General features: G+C 65.4%; 12 protein-coding genes. 9 read left to right on the plus strand and 3 right to left on the minus strand.

The window, feature by feature from the left end; all coding sequences use genetic code 11:
• Positions 1-2: 2 nt before the first annotated feature.
• From CH281_RS06895 to purM, 7 genes are all read left to right on the plus strand, one after another.
• Positions 3-389, plus strand: coding sequence for a sterol carrier family protein (locus CH281_RS06895; RefSeq protein ID WP_032367488.1), 387 nt, complete (start codon positions 3-5; stop codon positions 387-389).
• A gap of 124 nt (positions 390-513) precedes the next feature.
• A complete protein-coding gene (gene purF, locus CH281_RS06900; RefSeq protein ID WP_032367510.1) occupies positions 514-2,076 on the plus strand; it encodes an amidophosphoribosyltransferase in 1,563 nt (520 codons plus the stop codon).
• Between the two features lie 139 nt (positions 2,077-2,215).
• Positions 2,216-3,859, plus strand: coding sequence for an ABC transporter substrate-binding protein (locus tag CH281_RS06905; protein ID WP_094693575.1), 1,644 nt, complete (start codon positions 2,216-2,218; stop codon positions 3,857-3,859).
• Between the two features lie 96 nt (positions 3,860-3,955).
• Positions 3,956-4,951 (plus strand): ABC transporter permease, encoded by a 996-nt coding sequence (locus CH281_RS06910; RefSeq protein ID WP_032367512.1) that lies wholly within the window; start codon positions 3,956-3,958, stop codon positions 4,949-4,951.
• The gene (locus tag CH281_RS06915; protein ID WP_032367489.1) at positions 4,951-5,919 is read left to right on the plus strand and encodes an ABC transporter permease; all 969 of its coding nucleotides are present in this window, start codon (positions 4,951-4,953) and stop codon (positions 5,917-5,919) included. The genes CH281_RS06910 and CH281_RS06915 overlap by 1 nt, the downstream gene beginning before the upstream one ends.
• On the plus strand, positions 5,916-7,553 hold the full coding sequence (locus CH281_RS27475; RefSeq protein ID WP_032386368.1) for an ABC transporter ATP-binding protein: 1,638 nt from the start codon (positions 5,916-5,918) through the stop codon (positions 7,551-7,553). The genes CH281_RS06915 and CH281_RS27475 overlap by 4 nt, the downstream gene beginning before the upstream one ends.
• A 111-nt stretch (positions 7,554-7,664) precedes the next feature.
• On the plus strand, positions 7,665-8,765 hold the full coding sequence (purM, locus tag CH281_RS06925; protein WP_027495851.1) for a phosphoribosylformylglycinamidine cyclo-ligase: 1,101 nt from the start codon (positions 7,665-7,667) through the stop codon (positions 8,763-8,765).
• A gap of 74 nt (positions 8,766-8,839) precedes the next feature.
• Here purM and CH281_RS06930 read toward each other — a convergent pair whose 3' ends face one another.
• The 3 genes from CH281_RS06930 to ygfZ form a co-directional block, all read right to left on the minus strand.
• Positions 8,840-9,037, minus strand: a complete 198-nt coding sequence (locus tag CH281_RS06930) for a DUF3073 domain-containing protein (RefSeq protein WP_072692062.1) — start codon at positions 9,035-9,037, stop codon at positions 8,840-8,842.
• A 248-nt stretch (positions 9,038-9,285) separates the two neighbouring features.
• On the minus strand, positions 9,286-9,924 hold the full coding sequence (locus CH281_RS06935) for an MOSC domain-containing protein (protein WP_032386367.1): 639 nt from the start codon (positions 9,922-9,924) through the stop codon (positions 9,286-9,288).
• The gene (gene ygfZ, locus CH281_RS06940; protein WP_027495853.1) at positions 9,921-11,042 is read right to left on the minus strand and encodes a CAF17-like 4Fe-4S cluster assembly/insertion protein YgfZ; all 1,122 of its coding nucleotides are present in this window, start codon (positions 11,040-11,042) and stop codon (positions 9,921-9,923) included. Before ygfZ ends, CH281_RS06935 begins: the two co-directional genes overlap by 4 nt.
• 45 nt (positions 11,043-11,087) lie before the next feature.
• Here ygfZ and CH281_RS06945 point away from each other — a divergent pair, with 45 nt between their 5' ends.
• Complete coding sequence (locus tag CH281_RS06945; RefSeq protein WP_027495854.1) at positions 11,088-11,954, plus strand: aminodeoxychorismate lyase; 867 nt, start codon at positions 11,088-11,090, stop codon at positions 11,952-11,954.
• 130 nt (positions 11,955-12,084) lie between these two features.
• Entirely contained in the window at positions 12,085-13,569 is a 1,485-nt protein-coding gene (locus CH281_RS06950) for a cytochrome ubiquinol oxidase subunit I (protein WP_032371576.1), read from the plus strand.
• Positions 13,570-13,571 lie beyond the last annotated feature (2 nt).

Genomic DNA, 13,571 nt, shown 5'->3' on the forward strand with positions numbered 1-13,571 from the left:
AGATGCCACCGCACAAGGAGGTCGGTCCCGCCGAGGTGCGCGAGGCCGTTCTGGCCGTCGCGGGCTGGATCAGAGGCGAGGCCGAGAAGCCGCCGCGGGCACAGATCGCCGCCGCCGTGCGCACCACCGCCAGAACTCTCGGTCAGAACGCGCCGGGGTCGTCGGTGGAGGTGCGGGTGCCGCCGTTCGTCGCGGTGCAGTGCATCGTCGGGCCCCGGCACACCAGAGGAACCCCGCCGAACGTCGTCGAAACCGATGCTCTGACATGGCTTCAGGTGGCTACCGGGACCCGGGATTTCGCCGAGGCGCTTGGCGACGGCTCGATCGACGCGTCCGGCAGCCGGGCCGTCGAGGTGGGTCGGTGGTTGCCGTTGCTGACCATCACCTGACCGCCGGAATTCAGTGGCCGTTCGATCGGCGGGAATCTCCTGGACACACGATGCGTTGAGTCAGCCCGTGTGCCCGTAGACTGGGCACGGCCCCCCGCCCCGGACCCCCTAGGGAGCAATGCCCGTGACGAACGCCGATTTGTCGGTCGACAGTCCGAATCTTCTGGTAGGCAAACCCATCGACGAGCCGGAGAACGAGCCGCGCGAAGAGTGTGGAGTGTTCGGTGTGTGGGCACCGGGCGAGGACGTGGCCAAGCTCTCGTACTACGGCCTCTACGCACTGCAGCACCGTGGTCAGGAAGCCGCAGGCATCGCGGTGTCCGACGGCTCCCAGGTGCTCGTGTTCAAGGATCTCGGCCTGGTCAGTCAGGTGTTCGACGAGCAGACGCTCGGCGCGATGCCCGGGCACGTCGCCATCGGCCATTGCCGGTACTCCACCAGTGGGTCGGTGACGTGGGAGAACGCGCAGCCGATCTTCCGAACCACCACTGCCGGTACCGGTATCGCACTCGGGCACAACGGCAATCTGGTGAACTTCGCCGAACTCGCCACCAAGGCTCGCGATGCGGGCCTGATCAGCGATCGATTGCAGGGCAACGGGACGTCGGATTCCGATGTCGTGACGGCACTGCTGGCGCACAAGGCGGCCGACTGCACCATCGAGCAGGCGGCCATGGAATTGCTGCCGCTGCTCAAAGGCGCGTTCTGCCTGACCTTCATGGACGAGCACACCCTCTACGCCGCGCGTGATCCGCACGGCGTTCGGCCGCTGTGCCTCGGACGCCTCGATCGCGGCTGGGTCGTCGCCAGCGAGACCGCAGCACTCGACATCGTCGGTGCGGCGTTCGTCCGCGACATCGAGCCCGGCGAACTGTTGGCGATCGACGCCGACGGCGTTCGGTCCTCGCGTTTCGCTGCCCCCGAGCCCAAGGGCTGCGTGTTCGAGTACGTCTATCTCGCACGGCCCGACAGCGTCATCGGCGGTCGCTCGGTGCACTCGACTCGGGTGGAAATCGGACGTCGTCTCGCCAAGGAGCACCCGGCCGAGGGTGATCTGGTCATCCCGGTGCCCGAGAGCGGAACTCCGGCAGCCGTGGGCTTCGCCCAGGGCTCTGGAATCCCGTACGGCCAGGGGCTCATGAAGAACGCGTACGTGGGCCGCACGTTCATTCAACCGTCGCAGACCATTCGGCAGCTCGGTATCCGGCTCAAGCTCAACCCTCTCAAAGAGGTCATTCGCGGCAAAAGGCTCGTGGTGGTGGATGATTCGATCGTTCGCGGCAACACGCAGCGGGCGCTGATCAGGATGCTGCGCGAGGCCGGTGCCCTCGAGATCCACGTCCGTATCGCGTCCCCGCCGGTGCGGTGGCCCTGCTTCTACGGCATCGACTTCGCTTCTCCCGCAGAGCTGATCGCCAACGGCGTCGATTCCGAGGACGGAATCCTCGAAGGCGTCCGGCAGGCCATCGGTGCCGACTCGCTGGGCTACATCTCCATCGACGGCATGATCGCGGCGTCGGAGCAGCCCGAATCGCGCTTGTGTGCAGCATGTTTCACCGGGAAGTACCCCATCGATCTGCCCGCGGACAATGCACTAGGCAAGCACGTGCTCGAGGGTCTGTTGGCGTCGGCCGCTGGGCAACCGGTGGACAACGACGCGAATGTGAGCGCTCTCAGCCGTCCTTGACCTGGTCTTTTCCGTTAGGGAACAGCAGGGTTTTCTCAATGCCACATATTGGAAACAGTCCATCGGTACTGTCCCGAGTTACATAGGACACACCGATTGGATAGAGGCTCAGATGACCCTGTCGCCCGACGACGGACGCATGCAGCGCTACAGCGCCGCATCACGAACGGCTGTGCGTAAGCATGGCAAGAAGACCGCCGCAGTGGCCGCACTGTCGGTACTCGCACTGACCGCCGCAGCGTGCGGCTCGGGACGCACCGACGCCGGAGGATCCGGCGGCGGCGGCGGCGGTGAGACCATCACGGTCGGCACCACGGACCAGGTCACCTCGCTCGACCCGGCCGGCTCGTACGACAACGGATCGTTCATGGTGATGAACCAGACGTATCCCTTCTTGATGAACTTCGCTCCCGGTAGCTCCGAGCTCGAGCCCGATGCGGCCGAGAGCTGCGATTTCGCGGAGCCGACCGTCTACAAGTGCACGCTCAAGGACGACCTGAAGTTCGCCAACGGCAATCCGCTGACGAGCGAGAGCGTCAAGTTCTCGTTCGACCGCATCGTCGCGATCAACGATCCGAACGGGCCGGCGTCGCTGCTGACCAATCTCGACAGCATCGCGACACCGGACGAGAAGACCGTCGAGTTCACCCTCAAAGCGGCCAACGATCAGACGTTCCCGCAGATCCTCGCGACACCCGCGGGCCCGATCGTCGACCAGACGGTGTTCCCGGCCGACAAGGTGCTCGACGACGACGCAGTGGTTGCGGGAAAGCCGTTCGCCGGCCCGTACTCCATCTCCAGCTATGGCAAGAACTCACTCGTCAGCTTCGTGGCCAACGGGGACTACAACGGCATTCTCGGCACCCCGAAGACGTCGTCGGTCAACGTGAAGTACTACACCAGCTCCGACAACCTCAAGCTCGATGTGCAGAACAAGGCCATCGATGTGGCATGGCGTTCCCTCACCCCGACCGACGTCGAATCGCTGGGAGCCGTCGACGGCCTGACGGTGCACGAGGGCCCCGGCGGCGAGTCCCGCTACATGGTCTTCAACATGAACACGATGCCCGGCAACACCCCCGAGCAGAAGTTGGCCGTGCGCAAGGCGATTGCTGCCTCGGTCGATCGCCAGGCGCTCTCCGACGGCGTCTACAAGGGCACCTACACCCCGCTATACTCCGTGGTGCCGACCGGTCTGGAAGGTTCCAACAAGGCCTTCTCCGACGTCTACGGTGAGACACCGAACAAAGACGAGGCTGCCGGATTCCTTTCCGCTGCAGGCGTCGCCACTCCGATCCAACTCAACCTGCAGTACAACCCGGATCACTACGGCTCGAGCTCGAGCGAGGAGTACGCCGCGATCAAGAGTCAGCTCGACGCGACGGGCTTGTTCAATGTGAACCTGCAGTCCACCGAGTGGAGCACGTACACCAAGGAACGCGTCGCCGACGCGTACCCGGTGTACCAGCTCGGCTGGTTCCCGGACTACCCCGATGCAGACAACTACCTGACGCCGTTCTTCGGGCCGGACAACTTCCTCCAGTCGCATTTCGAGAACCCGGAGATCACGTCACTGCTCGACCTCGAGCGCACGACGGCCGACGAGAACGCACGGATGCAGATCATCGGACAGATTCAGACCGAGCTCGCGACCAACTACCTGCCGACCCTTCCGCTGTTGGAGGGCAAGCAGATCGCCGTCGCCACCGACGAGATCAGCGGTGTGGACGAGACCCTCGACGCCTCGTTCAAGTTCCGCTTCGTCACTCTCGCCAAGAGCTGACCGGTGCCCGCTACCGCCCAGACGCCGGTAGGGGAGAAGAAAGCGCAGCAGGCGAGCGCGCCGTCACGATACGGCGCGCTCGCCCGCTATCTCGGGATCAGGTTTCTGCTGATCATCCCGACTGCCTGGATTCTCGTCACCGTCGTCTTCTTTCTCATGCGTGTGATCGGTGACCCGATCACCGCCGCCCTCGGCGGTCGACTACCCGCCGAACAGATCGCCCAGCGCAAGGCCGAGGCCGGATACGACCGGCCGATCCTGACGCAGTACTGGGAGTACCTGACCGGATTGTTGCGCGGCGACTTCGGCCGCTCCGCCACCGACAATCGCGCGATCAGTGACGTCCTGCTCGTCAACGGTGCTGCCACACTGGAATTGGCGTTCTGGGCGCTGCTCGTCGCGTTCGCGGTCGGCATCCCGCTCGGGTTCTACGCCGCCACCCATCGCGACCGGTTCGGTGACGCGTCGCTGCGAATCTTCGCGATCCTGGCGTACGCGGCCCCGGTATTCTTCGTCGGCATGCTGCTCAAGCTGCTGTTCGCCGTCAAGCTCGGCTGGCTGCCGGTCGCCGGGCGGGCCAGTACCAATGTGGAACTGGCACTGCAGAACGTCTCCCCGAAGACGAACATTCTGATCATCGACTCGTTCCTGTACGGCGACACCGGTTACACCGTCGACGTGCTCGAGCACGCGGTTCTGCCCGCTCTTGCGCTCGGCCTGCTGACGGCCGGTGTGTTCCTGCGATTGGTGCGAGTCAACCTGATTCAGACGTTGCAGGCGCCGTTCGTCGACGCCGCCCGCGCGCGCGGGTTGAGCGAGGGCACGGTGACGAGGCGACATGCGTTCCGCAACGCCATGATTCCCATCGTCACCGTCATCGGACTGCAGATCGCCGTCCTCCTCGGCGGTGCCGTACTCACCGAGACGACCTTCGAGTGGCAAGGACTGGGCTACGAACTCGCCCGTTATCTGCAGGCCCGCGATTTCGTTGCCGTGCAAGGCATCGTGACGTTCCTGGCCGTGGTGGTCGCCGTCGTCAGCTTCGTCACCGACGCGATCGTCGCCCTCATCGACCCGAGAGTGAGGTTCTGATGAGCACCGAAGTCGTGCTGTCCGACGTTCCTCCCACCCGTCCGCACCGCAGAGGGTTCCCCGGCGTCGCGTTCGTGAAGTCCACCTCGGGATTGCAGCGGGTCACGCTCATCGTCGGGTTGGCGCTGATGGTGGGGTTCGTGATCGCGGCGCTGTTCGCGCCGATTCTCGCGCCGTACGGTTTCTCGCAGACCAGTGACGCCGGTGCGGATTTCGCCCGCCAAGCCGCGCCGTCCGCGGATCACTGGTTCGGTACCTCGGTTCGCGGTGAGGACGTGTTCTCGCGGGTGATCTACGGTGCCAGAACCGCATTGATGGTCATCGCCTCGTCGCTGGTGCTGTCCCTGATCATCGGCGTTCCCCTCGGTCTGGCCTCGGGTTACATCGGCCGCTGGTTCGACCGGGTGCTCGTGCTGTTCATGGACGCGATGTACGCATTCCCGTCTCTGCTTCTCGCGGTGGTCATCTCGATCGTCGTGGCAGGCGGTCAGTCGTCGAGTTTCGGCGGTATCGCCTCCGCGGCCATCGCCATCACGGCGATCTTCGTGCCTCAGTACTTCCGGGTGGTCCGCAACGCGACGGTCGCCGTCAAGACCGAACCGTACGTCGACGCCGCGCGGGTGACCGGAGCCGGCACGCCGCGAATTCTGTTCCGGCACATACTCGCCAACGTGGTGCAGACACTGCCGGTCATCATCACGCTCAACGGAGCCGAGGCCATCCTCACCCTCGCCGGGCTCGGCTTCCTCGGGTTCGGGATCGAGCCCACCTCCGCCTCGGAGTGGGGATACGACATCAACAAGGCCCTACCGGACATCTCCAACGGCATCTGGTGGACGTCGGTGTTCCCGGGCCTGGGCATCGTGCTGGTGGTCCTCGGTCTGACCATGGTCGGTGAAAGTGCAAGCGAGACACTCAATCCGCTGCTGCGCACCCGCAAGAAGTTCAAGAAGGCGGTGAAGGTATGACATCGAGTGTCGTGACTCCACGCGAGTCCGCATTGTCGGTGCAGTCGTTGTCCGTTTCGTTCGTCACCGATGCCGGCGAAGTCGATGCCGTCACCGAGGTCTCGTTCGAGGTCTATCCCGGTGAAGTTCTCGCTGTGGTGGGGGAGTCGGGGTCGGGTAAGTCCGTCAGTGTCCGCTCCGCCATCGGGCTGCTGCCCGACACCGCGCGGGTCGACGGGCACGTGGTTCTCGGCGGGCAGGACGTCACCACGCTGAACGACAAGGCGTGGGCGAGGCTGCGGGGCAACAAGATCTCGATGGTGTTCCAGGAGCCGGGCAGTGCTCTCGATCCGCTGTTCACCATCGGGTATCAGATCGTCGAGGCGTTGCGCGCGCACACCCGCGCAGACGGTAAACGGATGGGCAGTAAGGATGCCAAGGCGCGGGCCATCGAGTTGTTGACGATGGTGGGGTTGCCGAACCCCGAGCAGCGCTTCTCGTACTACCCACACGAGCTCTCCGGTGGCCAGAAGCAACGCGTCATGATCGCGATCGCCATCTCGTGTGAGGCGAAAGTCATCATCGCCGACGAGCCGACCACCGCCCTCGACGTCACGGTGCAGGCCGAGATCCTCGAGCTGCTGCGCGATCTGAAAGACCGGCTCGGGTGCGCCATCGTGCTGATCACCCACAGCATGGGCGTCGTGTCCGATCTGGCGGACCGCGTCGTCGTCATGCAGAACGGCCGAGTCGTCGAGGAAGCGCCGGTGGCACAGCTGTTCGACGCCCCCGAAGACGAGTACACCAAAAAGCTGCTGGCCGCGGTGCCGACCCTTGCTGCAGTGGAGTCGGACAAGACCATCGACACGTCGGGCGAGCCGGTACTCGAGGTCTCGCAGCTGGTGGTGCAGTTCTCCGGTGGGGTCGGCTCCTCGGCATTCCGAGCGGTCGACGACGTCTCGCTGACCATCCACCGCGGCGAAACCCTCGGTCTGGTGGGCGAATCGGGCTCCGGTAAGTCGACGATCGGCAGGTGCGTTGCAGCGCTCCAGAAGCCGACCAGCGGCAGCGTGACGGTGATGGGACAGAACATCGCCGGCGTGAGCGAGCGCAAGCTCAAGCCCTTGCGCAAGCGATTCGGCTTCGTCTTCCAGGACCCGTCGGCGTCGCTGAACCCGCGGCTCACCGTCGGACAGTGCATCGCCGAGCCGATGATCGTGCACAAGTACGGCTCCAAGGATGCGATCGCGGCCAGGACCACCGAGCTGCTCGACGCCGTGCAGCTACCGTCCGGCACCGACAAGCGTTACCCGCACGAGCTGTCCGGTGGGCAACGGCAACGCGTCAGCCTGGCGCGGGCACTGGTGCTGGGACCGGATCTGGTGGTCGCGGACGAGCCGACCAGTGCACTCGACGTCTCGGTCCAGGCGGCCGTGCTCGACCTGTTCGAGGCGCTGCAGCAGGAGTTCGGGTTCGCCTGCCTGTTCATCAGCCACGATCTGGCAGTGGTCGATCGCGTCGCACATCGAGTGGTGGTGCTGCGGGGCGGCCAGGTCGTCGAGCAGGGCACGCCGTGGAAGATTCTGCGCTCGCCGGAGGAGGAGTACACGAAGAAGCTGTTGGCCGCCATCCCGGGCAAGCGGCTGCACACGTGAATTCTTCCCGCCAGCGGGCACTCCGGTACCGTTAGGGCGCTATCTGCGCCGCTACGCACGGTTCGCGTGCTTGGGGGCGCTGACATGAACGAGTACACAGGCTGGAGCCGAATGACCGAGGAATCCCAACCCACGAGCGCAACTCACTCGGGCGGTGCCTCCTACGCGGCGGCCGGGGTCGATATCGCCGCAGGAGACCGAGCAGTTCAACTGTTCGCGCCACTCGCCAAGAAGGCCAGCAGGCCCGAGGTCATGGGCGGTCTCGGTGGTTTCGCCGGTCTGTTCGCGCTCAAGGGCGACTACCGCGAGCCGGTCCTGGCTGCCTCGACCGACGGAGTCGGCACCAAGGTCGCCGTCGCCCAGGCCCTCGGCAAGCACGACACCCTGGGTCTCGACCTCGTGGCCATGGTCGTCGACGATCTGGTCGTGTGCGGAGCCGAGCCGCTGTTCCTGCAGGACTACATCGCCGTCGGCCGTGTCGTACCCGAGCAGGTCGCGGAACTGGTCAAGGGCATCGCCGAAGGCTGCATCATCGCCGGTTGTGCGCTGCTCGGCGGCGAGACGGCCGAACACCCGGGGCTGATGGCCGACGGTGACTACGATCTTTCTGCCACCGGCATCGGCGTCGTGGAGGCGGACTCGATCCTCGGACCCGAGCGCGTGCGTCCCGGCGACGTCGTCATCGGCATGGGATCGTCCGGTCTGCATTCCAACGGCTACTCGCTCGCTCGCAAGGTGCTGCTCGAGATCAACCACATGGATCTCGGCGGACACGTCGAGGAGTTCGGCCGCACACTCGGCGAAGAACTGCTCGAGCCGACGAAGATCTACGCCAAGGACTGCCTCGCACTCGCGGCCGAGACCGACGTGCGCACGTTCTGCCACGTGACGGGCGGCGGACTCGCCAACAACCTCTCGCGCGTCATGCCCGAGGGCCTCGTGGCCGAACTCGATCGGACCACGTGGAGCCCGGCCCCGATCTTCTCCCTCATCGCGCAACGCGGACGCGTCGAGCGCGCAGAGATGGAGCAGACGTTCAACATGGGTGTCGGCATGGTCGCGATCGTCGCCCCCGAGGACGTCGATCGTGCTCTGGCGGTACTGACCGCACGCCACATCGACTGCTGGACTCTCGGCACGGTCAAGAAGGCTGCGGGCAAGGACGTCGCCGACGAGCGAGCGCTGCTGCTGGGTAACCACCCGAGGTTCTGACCGACCGGTCACACGACGAACAAGTGAGGGGGAGCCGCGGTGCGGCTCCCCCTCAGTCGTTCAGTGCACAGTTTCTAGCGTCGCCAGTCCTCGTACTCGTCTTCCTCGACTCGGGAATGCACATCCGAGTCAGAGTGGATGCCGCCACGATGGGAGTTGGACGAACCACCGGAGAGCTCTCTTTGCAGACTCTCCAAGTCCGTTGTCGGCGAGCTGTACTTGAGCTCACGAGCGACCTTTGTCTGCTTTGCCTTAGCCCTGCCTCGGCCCATGGCGGTGCCCCCTCGCGGACTTGCGGGGCGGCCTGGGGAAATTTGGCGGCCCCGTTAGAGTTGGTATTTCTTCCTGGCACACACTCTAGCGCGCGAATCGCCGCGATGCGCATACGGCACCACGTGTCGATGCCGGGCCCCGCGGCGCGACACGCCCGGGGCAGGGGTCCGCGCTGCCTGTACCTGCGCATATCCGTGCTCAGGCGAACTATCTTCGCGCTACGACACGAAAACAGTAGTGCTGCGCGTCATGGCCTCCGCGACGATTTCAGCGCCGCCGCCGCGTCGCGGTACACCTTCGGTGCCAATCCGGGCTCGTCCAGAAGAGTCTGCATCGCCGCGGCGTCCCGCCCCTCGAAGAGCATCCGCACCGTCACCGCGTGCCGAGGAACCGATTCGACCGTCACCGAATCACCGGCGGCGAAGACCCCGGGCTCGAGCACTCGGAAGTAAGCACCCACATCTCCCTGGGCCGTGAATCGGCGAACCCACCCCGGCTCGCCCATCCACCGCGCGAACGTGCCGCAGGGCTTGCGTGCGATGGTTGCCTCCAGCGTCACCGTGCCGATGCGCCACCGCGTGCCGATCACCACGTCGGTCACCGGGACGCCGCTGGTCCGCAGATTCTCGCCGAACCGTCCTGGCTCGACGGGCGCACCCAGCTGATCGGCCCAGTACCGGGCTTCTGCCTCGTCGTAGGCGTACACGGCTTGATCGAGACCACCGTGGAACTTGGTGTCGGAACAGTGGTCCCCGCCGATGCCGAGCTCGTGCACATCCACCGGGCCGTGCACGGGGCGCTTGTCGATGCCGCTGTCGACGACGCCGCGCCGCCCGAACGGGACGTCGGCATGCACCACGCAGACCGCCGAGACTGTCCCGGTCACCGGCCGCGAAGGCGATCGACGGCCGCGCGGCCGGCCTGAACGTCGTCGTACGAGGGGATGGAATCGGGGTCGATCGACGCTGCGCACGGACCCGCCTCCAGGGCGGTGTCCACCGGAATCGTTCTCTTGACCAGCGCGAGGGCAACGGGCCCGAGCTCGAAGTGGTCGACAACGGTCCCCAGACGCCCCACCGCGCGGCCACCGGCGGTGACGGGGTCGCCGGTCACGGGCCGTCCGTCGGCGGAACCGTCGAGATGCAGGAGTACCAGGTGACGCGGCGGTCGACCGAGGTTGTGCACCCGCGAGACGGTCTCCTGCCCGCGATAGCAGCCCTTCTCCAGATGAACCGCGCCGAACTCGGCTGCGCTGCCGATCCATCGGACCTCGTGCGGAATGGTCTTCTCGTCGGTGTCCACGCCCACCCGCGGTCGCACCGATTCCACCCGCAACGCCTCGTACGCCCACGTTCCGGCCGGGGCAGCACCGGCGTCGCGGAGGCGAAGGAACCAGTCGCTCAGGCCTGCTCGGGGGACGACGACGTCGTACGAGTTCGGACCCGGCCAGGGCATCCGCCGGACGAAGCCGCCGCCGTCCACTGCCGACGCGCCGTAGATCTCGCTCGGAACCGGGAGGCCCGCCTTGTCGAGGATCGACGCCGCGTCGGATCCGAGGACGGAGAGAACGACGAGTTCGTCGGCCTCTCTGGGTTCGGCCTTGGCCCAGAAGACCATCTTCTTCAGGAACGACAGCAGATCCGGTCCCCGTGCATGTTCGGTGTCGATGTAGGTGACCCCGCCCAGATCGGTCTGAACGAAGTGATGCTCGATCCGGCCGTTGACGTCCAGGCTGAGGTTTTCGGCCGAACTGCCGTCGGGCAGATCCGATACGAGTTGGCTCGAGATCGTGTTCAGCCAGCTCGAGCGCTCGTCGCCGCTGATGGCAAGCACGAATCGGTGGGATCGATCGATGACGGCGGCTGCGCTGACGGCACTGCGTTGTTCGCCGAACGGATTGCCGTAGTGCCAGGCGACGCCGGCATCGACGCTGTCGTCGGGAGAGGGCACTGCGCCGGGGAGAGTGAGAAGAGGACTCGGGGTGATCGTCACAGGATCGGACACCACTCCATAGTAGGAGCACCCGGCCACAGCCTTTAGGGTGGCGGCATGTCGGAGTCGGTAGTGGTGACGTTGGACGGCCGAGTGCACGACGCGGATCGGCCGTTGCTGTTCGCCGACGATCTGGCTGCCGTGCGTGGTGACGGCGCGTTCGAGACGCTGCTGGTGCGTGACGGCTCGGCCTGCGGCGTCGAGCTGCACCTGGCGCGTCTGGCCGTGTCGGCGGCGGCCCTGGATCTTCCCGTCCCCGATCCGGATGCCTGGCGCGCAGTGATCGAGCAGTCGGTCGGCCTGTGGACGGAGAAGTCCACGGACGAGGGCGTTCTGCGGTTGGTGCTGAGCCGTGGTCGTGAGGGCGGCGGCGATCCGACGGCGTTCGTGACGCTGGGGCCACTGCCGGGTCGAGTGCGCAACGCCCGGGAGAACGGGGTGTCGGTGATGACGCTCGATCGGGGCTACTCGGTCGACTTCTCCGCCGGTGCGCCGTGGCAGCTGGCAGGCGCGAAGACGTTGTCGTACGCGACCAACATGGCCGCGCTGCGCCACGCTGCCCGCCAGGGCGTGGACGACGTGATCTACCTCAGCAGCGAGGGCAGAGTGCTCGAGGGACCCCGGTCGACGGTGGTGGTGGCGCGCGGTAAGACTCTCGTCACACCGTCGGTCGAGCAGGGCATCCTGGCGGGCACCACTGTTGCCGCCCTGTTCTCGGTGGCCGAGGCGGCCGGCTGGACGTGCGAGCACGGGCATCTGTATCCAGCGGATCTCATTGCAGCGGACGGTGTTTGGCTCGTTTCGAGCGTCACGCTCGCGGCGCGGGTGACATCGATGAACGGCGTCGTTCTGGGGCGGCCCAGCCGCGCGGACGAGGTGCCCGAGATGGTCGATCTCGCGGTGGAGACCGTCCGGATGCTCTGAGGGCCAATGGCCCTGTCGAAAGACTCTTCCCTACTACTACTCGTAGTAGTACATTCGAATCAGTCGCGGGCCAATGCCCTGACCTGCGGTGTTGCCCGTCACAGCTCGGGTAGAAGAGTTCGGAGTATCGATGGACGCGTTGGATGTCTCGCGGTGGCAGTTCGGTATCACCACCGTTTATCACTTCATTCTCGTACCCCTCACCATCGGCCTCGCGCCGATGGTGGCGGCCATGCAGACCATGTGGGTGATCACCGGCAAGGATTCCTGGTATCGACTGACCAAGTTCTTCGGCAAGCTGTTCCTCATCAACTTCGCACTCGGCGTCGCAACGGGAATCGTGCAGGAGTTCCAGTTCGGAATGAACTGGAGCGAATACTCACGATTCGTCGGTGACGTGTTCGGTGCACCCCTCGCACTCGAAGGGCTGGTCGCGTTCTTCCTCGAGTCCACGTTCCTCGGTCTGTGGATCTTCGGATGGAGCAGACTACCCAAACTCGTTCACCTGGCGACCATTTGGCTCGTCGCCATCGGCGTCAACGCCTCGGCCTTCTTCATCATCGCAGCCAACTCCTGGATGCAGCATCCCGTCGGCGCGATCTACAACGAAGAAACCGGCCGCGCCGAGCTGACCGACATCTGGGCGCTGCTCACCAACAACACTGCGCTGGCAGCATTTCCACACGCGGTCGCAGGCGCATTCCTCACCGCCGCCACATTCGTCGCAGGCATCTCCGGATGGTGGATGGTCCGCGAGGCTCGCAAGAAAAAGGCCGAGAACGAGATAGCTGCGGTCCCAGCCACCGACTCGCGCCAGATGTTCCGATCGGCAGCGCGCATGTCCTTCATCGTCATGATCGTTGCGGGTGGGGCGCTTGCCATCACCGGAGACATTCAGGGCAAGCTCATGTTCGAGCAGCAGCCGATGAAGATGGCCTCCGCAGAATCGTTGTGCGACACCGAAACCGGAGCCAGCTTCTCGCTCCTGACCGTGGGTACCCACAACAACTGCGAATCCGTGGTGCACCTCATCGCGATCCCCGGCCTCACGTCGTTCCTGGCGGAGAACGACTTCGGTGCCACCGTGCAGGGCGTCAACCAACTACAGGATCAGTACGAGCAGCAGTTCGGACCGGGCAACTACAAGCCCAACCTGTTCGTCACCTACTGGGCGTTCCGGATGATGATCGGTCTGGCCGCAGGCTCCGCCCTGCTCGCTGTCGCGGGACTGTGGGTCACCCGAGGTGGCCGGATTCCCGACCAGAAGTGGTTCTCGTGGCTGTCGCTGCTGGCCATTCCGACGCCGTTCCTGGCTAACAGTGCCGGCTGGATCTTCACCGAAATGGGGCGTCAGCCATGGGTTGTCGCGCCCAACCTCTCGGGAGTCGATCAGATCCGGCTCACCGTCGACCAGGGCGTCTCCGACCATCCCGTCGGCCTCGTCGTCGCCTCGCTGGTGACGTTCACACTGCTGTACGCCGCTCTCGGAGGTGTCTGGTTCTACCTGCTTCGGCGCTACGTCATCGAAGGACCTCTCGACCACGACGCGCACCCGCACGTCGACCCACCGGAATCGGAAGACGATGAGCCCAAGCAGCTCTCGTTCGCGTACTAGGG

Origin of the sequence: Rhodococcus sp. 06-221-2, from assembly GCF_002258365.1 — a bacterium.
GTDB classification, from domain to species: Bacteria; Actinomycetota; Actinomycetes; order Mycobacteriales; family Mycobacteriaceae; genus Rhodococcoides; species Rhodococcoides fascians.

Bases quoted from the DNA above. Each gene is read 5' to 3' on its own strand.
- CH281_RS06905 (WP_094693575.1), top strand. From the start codon at position 2,216: ATGCAGCGCTACAGCGCCGCATCACGAACGGCTGTGCGTAAGCATGGC.
- CH281_RS06915 (WP_032367489.1), top strand. From the start codon at position 4,951: ATGAGCACCGAAGTCGTGCTGTCCGACGTTCCTCCCACCCGTCCGCAC.
- CH281_RS06950 (WP_032371576.1), top strand. From the start codon at position 12,085: ATGGACGCGTTGGATGTCTCGCGGTGGCAGTTCGGTATCACCACCGTT.
- CH281_RS27475 (WP_032386368.1), top strand. From the start codon at position 5,916: ATGACATCGAGTGTCGTGACTCCACGCGAGTCCGCATTGTCGGTGCAG.
- CH281_RS06945 (WP_027495854.1), top strand. From the start codon at position 11,088: ATGTCGGAGTCGGTAGTGGTGACGTTGGACGGCCGAGTGCACGACGCG.
- purM (WP_027495851.1), top strand. From the start codon at position 7,665: ATGACCGAGGAATCCCAACCCACGAGCGCAACTCACTCGGGCGGTGCC.
- CH281_RS06895 (WP_032367488.1), top strand. From the start codon at position 3: ATGCCACCGCACAAGGAGGTCGGTCCCGCCGAGGTGCGCGAGGCCGTT.
- CH281_RS06930 (WP_072692062.1), bottom strand. From the start codon at position 9,037: ATGGGCCGAGGCAGGGCTAAGGCAAAGCAGACAAAGGTCGCTCGTGAG.